Origin of the sequence: Donghicola eburneus (genome assembly GCF_900115865.1) — a bacterium.
Taxonomy (GTDB): Bacteria; Pseudomonadota; Alphaproteobacteria; order Rhodobacterales; family Rhodobacteraceae; genus Donghicola; species Donghicola eburneus.
On the sequence record NZ_FOXY01000001.1, the window covers coordinates 334225 to 348897 of the forward strand.

Here is a 14673-nt window from a genome sequence, read left to right on the forward strand (position 1 = left end):
CTTGGGTTGTTTGCCAAAGAGTTGCACATGGTCAGGCCAAGAGCCAGAGGGCCAGATCACGCGGCCCGCACCCTGATACGGATGCGGGCCGGTTTTGGTCAGAGTTGCGCCAGCATGTCGGCGGCAGGCGTGTAGGGTAGGTTCTGCGCCACCGCGACGGGTTCGCAGGTCACAACCCCTTTGGCGACGTTCAGGCCGTTCAGCAGGTGGGGGTCACGGCGCAACGCTTCGGCCACACCTAGATCCGCCAGTTGTAGCAGGTGGGGCAGGGTGGCGTTGTTAAGCGCATAGGTCGAGGTGCGGGCCACGGCGCCGGGCATGTTGGCAACGCAGTAGTGCACGATGCCTTCCTCGATATAGATCGGATCGGCATGTGTGGTTGCGCGCGAAGTTTCGAAGCAGCCGCCTTGGTCGATCGCCACGTCCACAAGAACCGCGCCGGGCTGCATGGTTTTCAGCATCTCTCGAGTGACCAGCTTGGGGGCCGCTGCGCCGGGGATCAGGACCGCTCCGACAACGACATCCGCATCCTTGATGGCGGCTTCGAGCAGGCTTTGGCTCGAATACACTGTCTTGACCGCGCCGCCGAACTGCTGGTCGATGCTCTCGAGCACGTCATTCGACCGGTCCAGAATGGTAACATCCGCGCCAAGGCCAACTGCCATCTGCGCTGCATTTCGGCCAACGACACCGCCGCCGATGATCACAATCTTGCCCGGTGCTACACCCGGCACACCGCCAAGCAGAACGCCGCGACCGCCCTTGGCCTTTTCCAGCGCCGCAGCGCCGGCCTGCACGGACATCCGGCCAGCAACCTGTGACATCGGCTTGAGCAAGGGCAAGCCGCCGCGCGCAGAGGTGACCGTTTCATAGGCGATGCAGGTCGCACCAGAGTCGATCAGGTCATTGGTCTGGGGTGCGTCAGGGGCAAGGTGCAGGTAAGTGTAGAGCGTCTGGTCCGCGCGCAGGCGTTTGCGCTCAGCCTCTTGGGGCTCTTTGACTTTGACGATGATGTCAGCAGTCTCGAAAACCTCGTCCACGCTCGCAATGGTCGCGCCTGCGGCGATGTAAGCGTCATCGCTGGCGCCGATGCCGTCGCCTGCGCCAGTTTCCATGGTCACACTATGTCCGTGTGCCACAAGCTCGGCCGCGCTTTCGGGCGTCAAGCCGACGCGGTATTCGTGGTTCTTGATTTCTTTGGGGCAACCGATACGCATTGTATTCTCCTGAATTCGCGTTGCCGTAATCATGCGCTTGGTTGCCGCGTATGAGTTTCGAATGTTGGTCTGATTGGCGCGTTTTTGCGAAGAAGTTTGCGTATTTAACGCTCAGTGTCGAAGAATATTGCGTAGATTTGTTGCTGCGCCGCAGTATGGCCCGCTCGTGGATTCGCCGATTGCCGCTCTGTGTGCCTTCTGGCACATTTCACGCATGACGAGCGCTCATCCCATCCCCTCCTTTAACCTGTTCGGGGAAACCACCGTGTTTCCGGACGTGGTGCATTGCGAGCAATATTTTGATCGTGCCGCCCAACATGATTGGGCGATTTCAGCGCACCGGCATGACCAGATGGCGCAGTTGTTTGTGATGGACGAAGGGAGCGCCGAAGTCTCGTTGGATGGTGCAACGCGGCACCTGAACACAGGCTGGTATCTTTTTGTTCCGCCCCACGTGGTACACGGGTTTAACTTTACCCGTGGGTCCCAAGGTGTGGTGATCTCTTTTCCAACCAGTGTGTTTCTGGGTTTGGCAGGCGAGGGCGGCCAAATCACGAGCGCGCTGTCGCGGCCCTTCTTGGGGCAGGTCACGCCAGAGATTGGCAACCTGTGTTCCGTGCTCTCGACCTTGTTTGCGGGGCGCGGGGCATTCAGAGCGCAGAGCCTTGTATCCTCGGCGCAGGCGATTCTATCGTTGGTGGCCGAGGCCAGTCCGGTGGAACTGGGGGATGGTGCGGATGACCGGCTCAAGCGGCTCGATGCCCTGATTGCCGCGCACATGTCCGAGGGATGGAGTGCCCGAGATTACGCCGACGCGCTGTCAATCACGACTGGCCATCTGAGTCGGCTGTGCCGCAACGCCACAGGGCAGGGTGCGGCAGTGTATATCGAGGCCGCGATGATGGCAGAGGCCCGCAGGCTGCTGGCCTTCACGCGATTGCAGGTGTCCGAAGTGGGATACAGACTTGGGTTTTCAGACCCCTCCTACTTCTCGAAACGGTTCAAAGCCAAAGAGGGTCTGACCCCGCTCGCTTACAAAGCTCGCTTCGCGCCAGAGGTGTGATCCGCGCACCTGTTTGCCCTCAGGAAGTTGCAATCAGTGCGTGTTTTGTGGCTGCTTTTTCAGTCACTTGTTCGCTTTTTCGCGATGGGCTGATCTGCGGACGCCTATCCTCTTATGCTTGATCGGCATGCACGAAAACTACCAGTCTGCGCTCAGTTCCTCTATTTTCAATGTATGTTTTCTCGGCCACCCTCTGCCTCAGGAGGAGTGTCTGCCATTCGTAATTCGGCTTTGTGTGTAAGGGGTGCGTGGGCTGACGGGAACGTGAAGAGTGGATAATTGTTCATTGACAGAACAATTAAATCCGTGACACGTTTCAGGCAACGGGAGGACATTCATGGATATCAAGGGCAAAGTAGCGCTTGTCACCGGTGGTGGCAGCGGACTCGGAGAGGCAACAGCGCGCCGTCTGGCTGCCGCAGGAGCCAAAGTCGCCGTCGTTGATCTGTCGCAAGAACGCGCGGACGCAGTGGCAAACAGCATCGGCGGTGTTGGCATCGCAGCGGACGTGTCGAACGCAGAGCAGGTCGAAGCAGGCTTTGTCAAAGCGGCCGAAGTTCTTGGCGCAACCCCTGCAATTGTTGTGAGTTGCGCAGGGATCGGGACCGCCTCGCGCATTCTTCCGCGGGACGGATCGCTGACCATCGACAGCTTTGCCTTGGCGCTCAAGGTCAACCTGCTGGGTACCTACACGGTCCTCAACATCGCGGCCCGCGAGATGGCCAAGGTCGATCCGTTGGATGACGACGGCTCGCGCGGTGTGATCATCAACACCTCGTCTGTTGCGTTTGAGGATGGCCAGATCGGTCAGGCCGCATACTCCGCTTCCAAGGGGGGCGTTGCCTCGATGACCTTGCCTGCGGCACGGGAACTGGCGCGCTTTGGTATCCGCGTGATGGCCATCGCACCGGGTCTGTTCGAGACCGCCATGAGCGCCGGTCTGCCCGATGACATCCGCGCAGAGATTTGCAAAAGCATCCCGTTCCCCAGCCGGATGGGCATGCCCGACGAGTACGCGCGTCTGGTCGAGCAAATCGTCGAAAATTCCATGCTGAACGGCACTGTCATCCGTCTGGATGCGTCTGCCCGTATGCCAGCCAAGTAAGAAGAAAGAACATCGATGTCCCAGAGCACCGAATACCTGAAGGTCGAGATTGATGGCGCGATCGCCACTCTGACCATGAACCGTCCCGGCAAGCGTAACGCGATGTGCGACGAGTTGCTGGACGCGATCGACGCGTTTTTCTCGAACCCGCCCGAAGGCGTGCGTGCGGTTATCCTGACCGGGACCGAAGGACACTATTGCTCGGGCCTCGACCTGTCCGAGCATGTGGCCCGCAATGCCGAAGGCACCATGCGCCATAGCCGTAACTGGCACCGCGTGATGGACCTGATCCAGTTCAGCGGTCTGCCTGTGATCTCGGCCATGTATGGCGCGGTGATTGGTGGCGGTCTGGAAATGGCGACCAGCACCCATGTGCGGATCGCGGAACCCAGCACCATCTTCCAGCTGCCCGAAGGGATGCGCGGCATCTTTGTCGGCGGCGGCGCGACTGTGCGCGTGGGCCGGATCCTAGGGGCCGACCGCATGTGCGAGATGATGCTCACAGGCCGCAAGTACAACGCCGAAGAAGGCTTTACTCTGGGCCTGACGCACTACTCGGTTGGCGAAGGTGAGGCGATGCCTCTGGCACGCAAGCTGGCGGCCAAGATCGCGAAAAACGCGAGCCTGTCCAACTACATGATGATTAACGCGATCAGCCGGATCAACGACATGTCCAAGGCTGACGGCCTGTTCACCGAAAGCCTGTGCGCTGCGGTGTCCCAGACCAGCGAAGATGCAGAAGAGGGCTTGAAAGCCTTCCTCGAAAAGCGCGCGCCGGTCTTCCGGTAACGCCACGAGATTTGTCCGTCCCGAAGAGGAGGGGGCGGACACCCAGATTTCATTCGACCCACAGGACAATAGGGAGGCCCTGAGAATGACGAACTTTACCCGCCGTAGCATGATGGCAACCATGGGTGCCGCACTCGCCACCCCCGCGCTGCTGTCGCGCGCGAACGCTGCTGAAATTACCCTGCGCCTGCACCATTTCCTGCCCGCCGTGGCACCGATGCAGAGCAAATTCTTTGAACCTTGGGCAGCAGAGCTGAAAGAAGCATCGAACGGCGCAATTGACGTGCAGATGTTCCCCTCGATGCAGCTGGGTGGCAAGCCGCCGCAGCTGGCGGATCAGACCCGTCAGGGTATATGCGACATCGCGTGGACCCTGCCTGTCTACACCCCCGACCGTTTCCCCGTCGCAGAAACCATGGCGCTGCCCTTCATGGTCAAGAACGCCGAGAAGACCTCGGTGGTCATGCAGACCCTGATGGACGAGTTTGGCGAAGGCGAATACAGCGGCATGAAGACGCTGGCCTTCCACACCCACGATGGCGGTAAACTTCACACCCGCGGCGGTCCTGTCACCAGCACCGCTGACCTTCAGGGTCTGAAGCTGCGCGCCCCGAACCAGGCGACCGGCGAAATGCTGACCGCGCTGGGTGCCGAGGTTGTCTTCTTCCCCGTGACCGAAATGGTTGTTGGTCTGTCGAACGGTGTGATTGACGGCTGCTGTCTGCCATACGAGGTTGTGCCCGCGTTCAAACTGCAGGAACTGACCAGCACCACGTCGCAGCCTGCGGCTGGATCGCGCGGGCTGTACTGCAACACCTTCTCGCTCGTGATGAACCAGCGTTCGTATGACAAGATGTCGCCCGACGTTCAGAAGGTCATCGACGATCATTCGGGCATGGCACTGTCCCAGCGGATCGGCAAGCAGTTCGACGAATTCGAAGCCTTTGGCAAATCGGTCGTTGAAAAGCAGGGCAACGAGATTGCGGAAATCCCTGCCGAGACGATCGCCGAATGGCAGGAACTGGCAGCCCCGATCCACGACGCATGGGTGCAAAAGCTGAACGATCGTGGTTTGGACGGCGCGGCGATCCTTGCCCGCGCAAACGAACTGCTGGACGCGTAAGTCATGGCAGAACGCCTCGAAAACGAGGACTGGCAAGGGGTCCAAGGCCCCTTGTTCAAGATCCTGCGCCCCATTTGTTGGACCTCGGCCGGTATCGGCGGGTTGGCGATCTTCGGGGCGGCGATTGTGGTGACTGCGTCTGTCATCATGCGAAATGTAGGTCTCGGCGGTATTCGCGGGGACTTCGAATTGGTCGAGCTGGTCTGCGCGGCCTGTGCGTCCTTATTCCTGCCACTCTGTCAGTTGAACAAAGGGCATGTGATGGTGGATCTGTTCACCGCGTGGATGCCGTTCAAGGCGCAGCGTCGCTTGGATGGGATTTGGACCCTGTTGTTTGCCTTTGTCTGGGGGCTGCTCTGCTGGCGCCTGTCGATCGGGCTCGAGGAAATCCACAGCTACGGTGACAAGACCATGCTGCTGCGGGCGCCTGTCTGGTGGGTCTATGTACCTGCAGTCTTTGGTACCGCGCTGTCGGCGATCGTGGCCTTTGCCATGAGCCTGCCGATGATCTTTTCATCCATGCGCGGAATGGAGCGAACCTGATGGACGCGACGACTATTGCAACAATCATGGTGATCGTCCTGCTCTTGGCGATCTTCATCCGCATGCCAATCGCGTTGGCGATGGGGGCCGTGGGCGCTGTGGGCTATTCGGTTCTGGCCAGCCCCTATGCCTTGATGGCGTATTTCAATACCGCGTGGGTCGACAAGTTCATGTCCTATGAGCTGGCGATTGTGCCGCTGTTCATCCTGATGGGCCACTTGGCGACGCGGACCGGCATTTCCGGTGCGATCTTCCAAGCGTCAAACGCATGGATCGGTCACTTCCGTGGCGGTTTGGCGATGGCCGCTGTGGCGGGCTGTGCGATGTTCGGCTCGATCTCTGGCTCCTCGTTGGCAACCGCCTCGACTATGGCCAAGGTTGCACTGCCGGAAATGCGCAAGCATGGCTATTCTGGGGCTCTATCCTCGGGGTCACTCGCGGCTGGCGGTACACTTGGCATTCTGATCCCGCCCTCGGTGGTGCTGATCATCTATGCCCTGCTCACCGAACAGAACATCGTAAAGCTGTTCCTCGCGGCGACCATCCCCGGCATTCTGGCTGTGATTGGCTTCTTTATCGCGATCATGGTGTACGTACGCCTTTATCCCGAAGAGGGACCGACCCACGAAAAAGCAGACTTCAAAACCCGCCTCAAATCGCTGGGTGAAATCTGGCACGTGGTCGCGATCTTTGTGGTGGTGCTTGGCGGTATCTATGGTGGCTTCTTCACTCCGGCCGAGGGCGCGTCTGTCGGCGTGGTGATGACGCTGGCGGTGGGTCTGTTCAAAGCAGGTCTGAGCTTCCGTGAACTCATGGACTGCCTGATCGACACAGCCGGTTCGACCGCAATGATCTTTGCCATCGTGTTCGGTGCGGACATCTTCAACGTGGCGCTCGCTCTCAGCCAGATGCCTGCAGAGGTTGCCGACTACTTCCGCAATGCAGACATCGCGCCGATGACGGTGATGCTGGGAATGATCGTGTTCTACCTGATCATGGGCTGCGTCATGGACAGTCTGTCGATGATCCTCTTGACCGTACCGGTGTTCTTCCCGACCGTAATGGCGCTGGACTTCGGCCTGATGCCGGAACAGCAGGCTATGTGGTTCGGGATTATCACGCTGGTGGTCGTCGAGATGGGCTTGATCACGCCACCTGTCGGGATGAACCTGTTCGTGATCTCGGCCATGGCCAAGGATATTCCGACCGGTCAGATTTTCCGCGGAACGACCCCGTTCATCATCGCAGAGTTCTGCCGGATCGCGCTACTGGTCAGCTTTCCAGCGCTCAGCTATTGGCTTGTCGCCATAGTGGCCGGCTAAGCAGGAGAAGGATGATGGCGAAAGTGGCACGGAAACAGACTGCAGCGGCACCCGCTCCGAATGACGAAGTTCTGCGTCAATTCTACGGCTACAGCTTGAAGCACAGCTACCTGCTGATCCGCGATGACATGATCCAGACGATCGAACCTTTGGGGCTGCGTGTGGCGACGTTTTCTGCGCTCGCCATCATCAACGCCCATCCAGACATTACCCAGACCCAGCTGGCGCAGGCACTGCGTATTGAACGGTCTGGCGTGGTGGTGCTGGTGGATGAATTGGAAAATGCCGATCTGATCGGGCGCAACCGCGTCCCGGGTGACCGGCGCTCCTATGCTTTGCGGGCCACGCTCGCGGGGCAGAAGCTCTGGAAAAAGGCGGTAGCGACCGTGCACGAACATGAACGTGTGATGCTGTCGGCCCTGACCGAAGACGAGCAAAAGACATTGAAAGACCTGTTGTGGCGCATCGGCGCTACGGAACAATCCGACTAAGGGCGGGAGGGCCCAGAGGGGGAATTATGAAAAATGAGATTACGGGGCTGACCATGGTCCCGCACTCTGTCCGGCTCGACCGCCGCGACAGCACTCTCGAAATGCGCTCGAACGTTGCCTGTGATCCGATCGTTGATCACACCGGCGTCTGGATCGAACAGTGGGCGGCCAAGACACCCGATCAGGTCTATATCGCAGAGCGGGCAGGGGACGGCTGGCGCGAAGTGACCTATGCCGCGCTGCTGGAGCAGGTCAAAGCGATTGCGTCGTCTCTGGCGGCTCGCGGTCTGGGCCAAGAGACACCGATCGTGATCATGTCCGGCAACTCGGTCGACCACGCGCTGCTGTCTTTGGGCGCGCAGTGGGCAGGGGTGCCCACCGTGCCGCTGGCCGAACAGTATTCGCTGATCCCCGAGGCGCACGCCCGTCTGGTCTATGTGCTGGACAAGGTCAAACCGGCGATGGCCTTTGTCGATGACGCGGGCCGCTACGCCGAGGCGCTGAAGCGTCCCGAGCTGGCGGACGTGGAAATCGTGGCCTCTGCCACCGACGGCGCGCCTGTCGCCGTGACCTCTTTTGCCGATTTGCTGGCGGGTGATGAGACCGTCGATCTGGACGCGGTGCACGCCACTGTCGGCCCCGATACGCTGGCGAAAATCCTGTTCACCTCGGGCTCGTCTTCGGACCCCAAGGGCGTTTTGACCACCCAGCGCATGATGTGCGCGAACCAGGCGCAGATGGCGTCTGTCATGCCCTTCCTCAAGGAAAAGGCCCCGAGCATCACCGACTGGCTGCCTTGGAACCACGTGTTTGGCGGATCGCACAACGCCTACATGATGCTGGCAAATGGCGGCAGTCTGTACATCGACAACGGCAAACCGACCAAGTCGGGCTTCAAGCACACCGTTCAGAACATCATCGACAAACCCGGTACGCTGTCCTTTTATCGTGCCCGTCGGCTTTGCAATGCTGGTCCACGAGATGGAAACCAATCTGGAGCTGCGCCAAGCATATTTCCGTGATCTGGACCTGATCTTCTATGCTGGCGCGTCGCTGCCGCAGGACGTCTGGACCCGTCTCGAAGAGATGGCGATAGAAGTCCGTGGCCGCTTGCCGCTGATGATTTCGAGCTGGGGCATGACCGAAACCGCGCCTGCGACGATCATGGTGCACGAGCCTATTGGCCGCTCCGGCGTGATTGGCGTGCCGCTGCCCGAAACTGTTGTGAAACTGCTGCCCGACGACGAAATGCGCTGCGAAGTGCGCGTCAAAGGCCCGAACGTTATGACCGGCTATTGGGGCGATGAAAAGAAGTCCGCCGAAGCCTTTGACGAAGAGGGTTTCTTGATCACCGGCGACGCTGTGCGCTTTGTGAATAACGACGACCCCGAGCGGGGCCTGACCTTTGATGGCCGCGTGTCCGAGGATTTTAAGCTGCTGACCGGTACTTGGGTGCAGGCGGGCAAACTGCGTCTCGAAGCCTTGGAAGGGCTGCGCGGTTTGGTGCAGGACGTTGTGATCTGTGGTCACGACCGCGACCAGATCGGCTTGTTTATCTTCCCGCGTCCTGACCACGTGCATGGCGACAACACCTCCGAAGGGGCGGTCATCGACCCGATCCTTCAGGCCGAACTCGAAGAGCGGCTTCGCGAGATGGCGCATAATGCCACAGGATCTGCAAAGCGGATCAGCCGCGCTATTATCTTGTCCGAGCCGCCCTCGGTCAAAGATCACGAGATCACGGATAAGGGCAGCCTGAACGTCCGCAAAATCATTACCCGCCGCGCCGACCTGCTCGAGCGGCTTTACGATAACGAAGACCCGGCGCTGATCCGGGTGTGAGGTGACACAATGGTAGATTTCTCCAAAGTTCGCGCGATCGATTTCCACACCCACGCCGAGGAAAGCTGCGGCTGTCACGCCGATGACGGCTACGATGACCTGCAAAGCGCCATGGCCAAATACTTCGGTGCCCCGTGGAGCCACCCGCCGACCATCCCCGAGACCGCAGACCACTACCGCGAGAAAAACATTGCGGCTGTGATCTTCCCCGTGGATGCAGAACGCGAGACCGGTTACCGCCGCTACAATAACTACGAGGTCGCCGAGGCCTGCGCCAAGGAAGACGACATCCTGATCCCGTTCGCCAGCATCGACCCTCACAAGGGCAAGCTTGGCGCCCGCGAGGCCCGCGATCTGGTGGCAAATTACGGCGTACAGGGCTTCAAGTTCCACCCGACCATGCAGGGCTTCTACCCGAACGACCGCATGGCCTATGACCTGTATGAAGCGATTGCGGAAACCGGCAAGCCCGCCCTGTTCCACACCGGCCAGACCGGCGTTGGCAGCGGCATGAAGGGCGGCAACGGGATGCGCCTGAAGTACTCGAACCCGATGTACATCGACGATCTGGCGGTGGATTTCCCCGACATGCCGATCATTCTGGCGCACCCGTCCTTCCCTTGGCAGGAAGAGGCGCTGTCCGTCGCGACCCACAAGCCCAACGTCTATATCGACCTGTCGGGCTGGTCGCCCAAGTACTTCCCCGAGATACTGATCCGCTATTCGAATACGCTCTTGAAAAAGAAGATGCTGTTTGGTTCGGACTGGCCGATGATCGCACCGGAGAAATGGCTGGATGCGTTCGATAAGCAGAACTTCAAGGATGAAGTGCGCCCGCTGATCTTGAAAGAGAATGCGATGCGTCTGCTGGGGGTGACGGAGTAATGGTTCCCTTTGCCGCCCCCGTTGACGATATCCTGTTCAGCCTGCGCAAAGTGGCCGATGTCGACCGTTTGCCTGACTGGGATAACGAACTGGCCGAAGGCGTGATAACCCATTTTGCCAGCTTTGCCGAAGGGGTGATCGCCCCGCTTGACGAGTCCGGCGATGCACAGGGGTGCCGTCTGGAAAATGGCCGCGTTCGGATGCCCGACGGGTTCGGCGATGCCTATAGTCAGCTCGCCGAAGGCGGCTGGCAGGGACTGACCGCGCCCGAACAATTTGGCGGAATGCAGGCGGACCACGTGACGGCTGCCTGTGTTTCTGAAATTTTCAGCGGCGCGAACCACTCGATGCAAATGGTCTGCAACCTGGTGCCGGGGGCGATCTCGACCCTGATGCGCTTTGGGACCGAGGATCAGAAATCTGCCTACATCCCGCCCTTGGCGGAGGGGCGCTGGCTCGCCACCATGTGTCTGACCGAGCCGGGCGCGGGCAGTGATCTGGGCCGTGTGCGGACCAAGGCGGTGCAGGATGGGGATCACTACAAAATTACCGGGGAGAAGATTTTCATCTCTGGCGGTGATCAGGACATGAGTGAAGGCATCTTCCATCTGGTGCTGGCCCGCACCGGAGCGATGGAAGATGGCGTCAAAGGTCTGTCCCTGTTCCTGTGCTTGTCCGAAAATGATGGAATCCGGAACGACATCACCGTGACGCGGATCGAAGAGAAGCTCGGCCTCCATGCCTCGCCGACGTGCCAGATGTCCTTTGACGGGGCGCGGGCAGAGCTTGTCGGGGCCGAGGGGCAGGGCCTTATGGCCATGTTCACCATGATGAACCACGCGCGGATCGATGTGTCCTTGCAAGGCGTCGCCCATGCCAGCCGCGCCTATCAGGTTGCGTCAACCTATGCCGCTGACCGGACCCAAGGCCGCAAATCTGATGGCAGCCCCGCTGTGCTCTCCGATCACCCTGATGTGCGCCGGATGCTAGACGAGCAGCGGATGCTGGCCTTGGGGGCGCGGGCGATGGTGCACGTGGCAATGGTCGAAATGGATTTGGACGCGCGCCCCGCGCTGGTCGATTTCCTGACGCCGGTGTGCAAGGTGTTCTGCACCGACGCGGGTACGCTCAGCGCTGATCTGGGGATGCAGATCCTTGGCGGTTACGGCTATCTGACCGAATATCGCGTCTCGCAGACGTGGCGCGATGCGCGGATCTGCTCGATCTATGAAGGCGCGAATGGCATTCATGACCTGACGATTGCTACACGCGGGCTCAAACTACCAGGTGCGGCTGATGGCTTCGACGATCTGATCGGTGAATTGACCGATGACGCGGTAGTCTTGGCGATACGGGACACTTGGCGCGCCATGCGGGCCGAGGTCGCGGCAAGCGAAACGCCCGCCGAAATGGCCTATGACTTTGCACGCCTGACCGGTGAGCTCTATTTCCGTGCGGTCTGGGCCAAGATGGCCAAGGTCGGAGACGATGAAATGCAGCGATTGTTTGCGCGGGTTCAGCGTAGGCCCCTCCCAGTGCTGGTCTGAGCAAACAAAAGCCCCCTGAGACGTCTGTCACAGGGGGCTTTTTGTATCGGGCGTGTCGTGTTCGGCTCAGGCGACCAGACGCTCTATGCAATTCATCAGGGCCTTGGTTGATGCGGGCTTGCGGATCAGCGGCTCTTCAATCTTGCGGAATTCAACTGCGGCAGGCGGATCGGCGGTGATGAACGCAATCGGAATGTTCCGTTCGCGCAGGATCTCGGCGATCCCTTCGGTCGTCTTCCCCGAGCCAAGGTTCACGTCCAGCAGGGCGACATCGATGTTATCTTCCTTGGCCACCCGCTCTGCATGTTTCAGGCGTGAGCAGGGCCCAACGACGCTGTACCCGTGATCTTCGATGATTTCTGTGAAATCAAGCGCCAGAATGACCTCGTCCTCGACCACAAGAACACGTGTGCCGTCCAAGGTCATTGCTCGTCCTCCTCAATCGGGACAATACATGTCCAAGTCACACCGGTCTCCTTGTAGTCCATCTCGACGCTGCCTCCAGTCTCGAGGGCAATTGCACGGTTTGTAATAAACGAACCGAAGCCCTTTCTATCGGATTTAACGACTGGCGGGCCGCCAAGTTCCGTCCAGTTGACAACAAAAGAGGGAGTGTCATCGATGACACACGTGGTCCACGTGACATCGACGCGGCCTTCGGGGACACTCAGGGCCCCATATTTCACGGCGTTGGTTGCTAATTCGTAAAAAGCCATTGAAAAGGCCAACGCCTCGGCGCTGCCAACCTCGTAATCAGGGCCACTGTATTGAACGCGTCCCGCCGCGACGCGGTCTACGATATCGGCCAAAATATCGCGGAATTCACCCGATTGCCATTTGGTGTCCATCAGGCGCCCGTGGGCAGACGCGTAGGCATCTAGCCTGTGATCGAGCGTCCGCCTTACGTGCTCTTCGACGGTAGAGTAGCGCAAGGACTGGTTCACAATGGATTTGACCACGCTAAAGGCGTTTTTCACACGGTGGTTCAATTCGCGGATCAACAGGCGCTGAGTCTCTTGCAACTTGCGCTCACGGTCGATGTCGATCACGGCCACAGCGGCGCCGATGCGCTGGTCGTCGGCATCGTAGATGGGACGCCCGATGATCCGCATCCAGAACTTTGTGTCGTCGCCGCGGTGGTATAGAACATCAAGTTCCGCATAATCCTCGCCCGCTAGAATTCTCGCCAGTGGATATTCCTCGGGGGCGACCGATGTACCGTCTGCGTGATACGCTGTCCAAGCGCGGTAATCCGAGACATTCTCCGAGAAGTGGATCGGGTGGCGCAGCATTTCCTCAACCAAGTGGTTGCCGAATGTGATCCGTCCACATTTGTCCGCCACCAGAATGCCAACTGGGGCCGTCTCGACCATGGCCTCGAAGTTACGCAGCATTGCGCGCTTCGTTTTTAGGCGAAGGGCTTGGGCTGCATTTTCGGCCTCCAGCTCGGCCACGCGCTGTCGAAGCGCGTCAATTTCCAACTGTGGGTCCACAGTAATCTCCGACGGGGCCGGTGTGTGATCCGTGATTTGGCTCACGCGCATGATAGACCTACCAGTTCAACAATTATTTTGTCGTCAGCTAGCACGGTACTTACAAAGACAATAGTGTCACGTTCAAATGGACGTGATCGACTGTCTTGCGTCCATCACATGCTGAATTTCTACTGTTTTCAAGGCGGGTGGGGCGGATGACCCCGCGGAAGCGTGCCGTTTGAGGATAGATTTGGCAGCTTCGATGCCGATATTGCGCCGCGATGTGCGGGTGGTGGCGATCGGGGCAGGTAAGCTCGCAGTCAAATCGAGCCCGTTGAACCCCGCCAGAATGAGTCGCTCTGGCACAGAAATCCCAATTTCCATGCAGTGAAAGAGCCCGCCGATGGCGAGGTCGTCGTTCGAATAGTAGATCACATCAAGATCGGGGTGCTGGGTCAGCAGGTCTGCCGTCAACGCTTTACCATCCGCGACAGAGGAGCGCGCGTTGCGAACTGCTTCTGGAACGCGCGTGATGCCCGCCGATTGGAGGGCGGCCTTGTACCCTAGGTAGCGCTTGGCCGCGCGCGTGTCGCGATCCAGTGCGCAGCCCACGTAGCCAAACCGCCTGCGCCCCTCAGTCAAAAGCATCTCTGCCATGCCCGCACCTGCGGCTGTTTGGGAAAATCCGACACACAGATCCACCGGATCCCCGTCCGTATCCATGATCTGCACCACAGGGGCGCTGGTCGCGCTAAGGAGCTCTCTGGTCTGGTTGTCTTGGTCCAAGCCTGTGACGATCAACCCCGCAGGACGCCAAGAGAGCATCTTGCGGACCAACTGGTATTCGCGTTCAGGATCATAGCCTGTGACGCCGAAAAAGGGCTGCAGGCCAGAGCCTGCGATCGCATCTTCGATGCCCGACATGACCTCGGAAAAGACGATGTTTGACAGGGATGGGACCACGACGCCAATCAGGTCCGTCCGGTTGTTGGCCAAACTCGCGGCCACGTAATTTCCCATGTAGCCCAGATCAGCCGCGATTTTGCGCACCCGCTCGACGGTCTTGGGAGACACGTCCTTGGCACCCCGCATCGCGCGCGAGGCTGTCATCTTGCTCACGCCGGCGGCGGCGGCCACGTCGGCCAAGGTGACTTTGCTGTGCATCGGTTTCACTTTTCCAATCGCGATTTCGCTTTTCTACACGGGAAGCAGGCTTGACGCACCCCTCAATGCTGACTACCCCTAGTGCCCAACGGTACCGGTAACGGAAG

Annotated in this window: 15 protein-coding genes; 11 read left to right on the top strand and 4 right to left on the bottom strand. The window is 59.6% G+C overall.

Going from position 1 to position 14673, the window contains the following annotated elements:
* Nucleotides 1-98 precede the first annotated feature (98 nt).
* Nucleotides 99-1217, bottom strand: a complete 1119-nt coding sequence (gene ald / locus BM225_RS01540) for an alanine dehydrogenase (RefSeq protein WP_092463705.1) — start codon at nt 1215-1217, stop codon at nt 99-101.
* Nucleotides 1218-1431: 214 nt separating this feature from the next.
* Here ald and BM225_RS01545 point away from each other — a divergent pair, with 214 nt between their 5' ends.
* The 11 genes from BM225_RS01545 (at nt 1432) to BM225_RS01590 (ending at nt 11927) form a co-directional block, all read left to right on the top strand.
* A complete protein-coding gene (locus BM225_RS01545; protein ID WP_092463707.1) occupies nt 1432-2280 on the top strand; it encodes a helix-turn-helix domain-containing protein in 849 nt (282 codons plus the stop codon).
* 337 nt (nt 2281-2617) lie between these two features.
* On the top strand, nt 2618-3385 hold the full coding sequence (locus BM225_RS01550; RefSeq protein WP_092463710.1) for an SDR family NAD(P)-dependent oxidoreductase: 768 nt from the start codon (nt 2618-2620) through the stop codon (nt 3383-3385).
* 15 nt (nt 3386-3400) lie between these two features.
* Nucleotides 3401-4174, top strand: coding sequence for a crotonase/enoyl-CoA hydratase family protein (locus BM225_RS01555; protein ID WP_072706195.1), 774 nt, complete (start codon nt 3401-3403; stop codon nt 4172-4174).
* A gap of 85 nt (nt 4175-4259) precedes the next feature.
* Nucleotides 4260-5297 (top strand): TRAP transporter substrate-binding protein, encoded by a 1038-nt coding sequence (locus tag BM225_RS01560; protein WP_072706196.1) that lies wholly within the window; start codon nt 4260-4262, stop codon nt 5295-5297.
* A 3-nt stretch (nt 5298-5300) separates the two neighbouring features.
* Nucleotides 5301-5840, top strand: coding sequence for a TRAP transporter small permease (locus BM225_RS01565; protein ID WP_092463713.1), 540 nt, complete (start codon nt 5301-5303; stop codon nt 5838-5840).
* Nucleotides 5840-7162: a TRAP transporter large permease gene (locus tag BM225_RS01570; protein WP_072706219.1), complete on the top strand. Its 1323-nt coding sequence runs from the start codon at nt 5840-5842 to the stop codon at nt 7160-7162. The genes BM225_RS01565 and BM225_RS01570 overlap by 1 nt, the downstream gene beginning before the upstream one ends.
* A 14-nt stretch (nt 7163-7176) precedes the next feature.
* Nucleotides 7177-7653, top strand: a complete 477-nt coding sequence (locus BM225_RS01575) for a MarR family winged helix-turn-helix transcriptional regulator (protein ID WP_072706378.1) — start codon at nt 7177-7179, stop codon at nt 7651-7653.
* 26 nt (nt 7654-7679) lie between these two features.
* Nucleotides 7680-8675, top strand: coding sequence for an AMP-binding protein (locus BM225_RS22350; RefSeq protein ID WP_338060978.1), 996 nt, complete (start codon nt 7680-7682; stop codon nt 8673-8675).
* The gene (locus tag BM225_RS22355; RefSeq protein WP_338060979.1) at nt 8602-9495 is read left to right on the top strand and encodes an AMP-binding protein; all 894 of its coding nucleotides are present in this window, start codon (nt 8602-8604) and stop codon (nt 9493-9495) included. The genes BM225_RS22350 and BM225_RS22355 overlap by 74 nt, the downstream gene beginning before the upstream one ends.
* A gap of 9 nt (nt 9496-9504) precedes the next feature.
* The gene (locus BM225_RS01585; protein ID WP_072706221.1) at nt 9505-10380 is read left to right on the top strand and encodes an amidohydrolase family protein; all 876 of its coding nucleotides are present in this window, start codon (nt 9505-9507) and stop codon (nt 10378-10380) included.
* On the top strand, nt 10380-11927 hold the full coding sequence (locus BM225_RS01590; protein WP_092463716.1) for an acyl-CoA dehydrogenase family protein: 1548 nt from the start codon (nt 10380-10382) through the stop codon (nt 11925-11927). Before BM225_RS01585 ends, BM225_RS01590 begins: the two co-directional genes overlap by 1 nt.
* 66 nt (nt 11928-11993) lie before the next feature.
* Here BM225_RS01590 and BM225_RS01595 read toward each other — a convergent pair whose 3' ends face one another.
* From BM225_RS01595 to BM225_RS01605, 3 genes are all read right to left on the bottom strand, one after another.
* Complete coding sequence (locus tag BM225_RS01595; protein ID WP_072706223.1) at nt 11994-12353, bottom strand: response regulator; 360 nt, start codon at nt 12351-12353, stop codon at nt 11994-11996.
* The gene (locus BM225_RS01600) at nt 12350-13420 is read right to left on the bottom strand and encodes an HWE histidine kinase domain-containing protein (protein ID WP_177218557.1); all 1071 of its coding nucleotides are present in this window, start codon (nt 13418-13420) and stop codon (nt 12350-12352) included. The genes BM225_RS01595 and BM225_RS01600 overlap by 4 nt, the downstream gene beginning before the upstream one ends.
* A 123-nt stretch (nt 13421-13543) precedes the next feature.
* Nucleotides 13544-14566: a LacI family DNA-binding transcriptional regulator gene (locus tag BM225_RS01605; RefSeq protein ID WP_072706225.1), complete on the bottom strand. Its 1023-nt coding sequence runs from the start codon at nt 14564-14566 to the stop codon at nt 13544-13546.
* Nucleotides 14567-14673 lie beyond the last annotated feature (107 nt).

Bases quoted from the DNA above. Each gene is read 5' to 3' on its own strand.
- ald (WP_092463705.1), bottom strand. From the start codon at position 1,217: ATGCGTATCGGTTGCCCCAAAGAAATCAAGAACCACGAATACCGCGTC.
- BM225_RS01545 (WP_092463707.1), top strand. From the start codon at position 1,432: ATGACGAGCGCTCATCCCATCCCCTCCTTTAACCTGTTCGGGGAAACC.
- BM225_RS01550 (WP_092463710.1), top strand. From the start codon at position 2,618: ATGGATATCAAGGGCAAAGTAGCGCTTGTCACCGGTGGTGGCAGCGGA.
- BM225_RS01555 (WP_072706195.1), top strand. From the start codon at position 3,401: ATGTCCCAGAGCACCGAATACCTGAAGGTCGAGATTGATGGCGCGATC.
- BM225_RS01560 (WP_072706196.1), top strand. From the start codon at position 4,260: ATGACGAACTTTACCCGCCGTAGCATGATGGCAACCATGGGTGCCGCA.
- BM225_RS01565 (WP_092463713.1), top strand. From the start codon at position 5,301: ATGGCAGAACGCCTCGAAAACGAGGACTGGCAAGGGGTCCAAGGCCCC.
- BM225_RS01570 (WP_072706219.1), top strand. From the start codon at position 5,840: ATGGACGCGACGACTATTGCAACAATCATGGTGATCGTCCTGCTCTTG.
- BM225_RS01575 (WP_072706378.1), top strand. From the start codon at position 7,177: ATGGCGAAAGTGGCACGGAAACAGACTGCAGCGGCACCCGCTCCGAAT.
- BM225_RS22350 (WP_338060978.1), top strand. From the start codon at position 7,680: ATGAAAAATGAGATTACGGGGCTGACCATGGTCCCGCACTCTGTCCGG.
- BM225_RS01585 (WP_072706221.1), top strand. From the start codon at position 9,505: ATGGTAGATTTCTCCAAAGTTCGCGCGATCGATTTCCACACCCACGCC.
- BM225_RS01590 (WP_092463716.1), top strand. From the start codon at position 10,380: ATGGTTCCCTTTGCCGCCCCCGTTGACGATATCCTGTTCAGCCTGCGC.
- BM225_RS01595 (WP_072706223.1), bottom strand. From the start codon at position 12,353: ATGACCTTGGACGGCACACGTGTTCTTGTGGTCGAGGACGAGGTCATT.
- BM225_RS01605 (WP_072706225.1), bottom strand. From the start codon at position 14,566: ATGCACAGCAAAGTCACCTTGGCCGACGTGGCCGCCGCCGCCGGCGTG.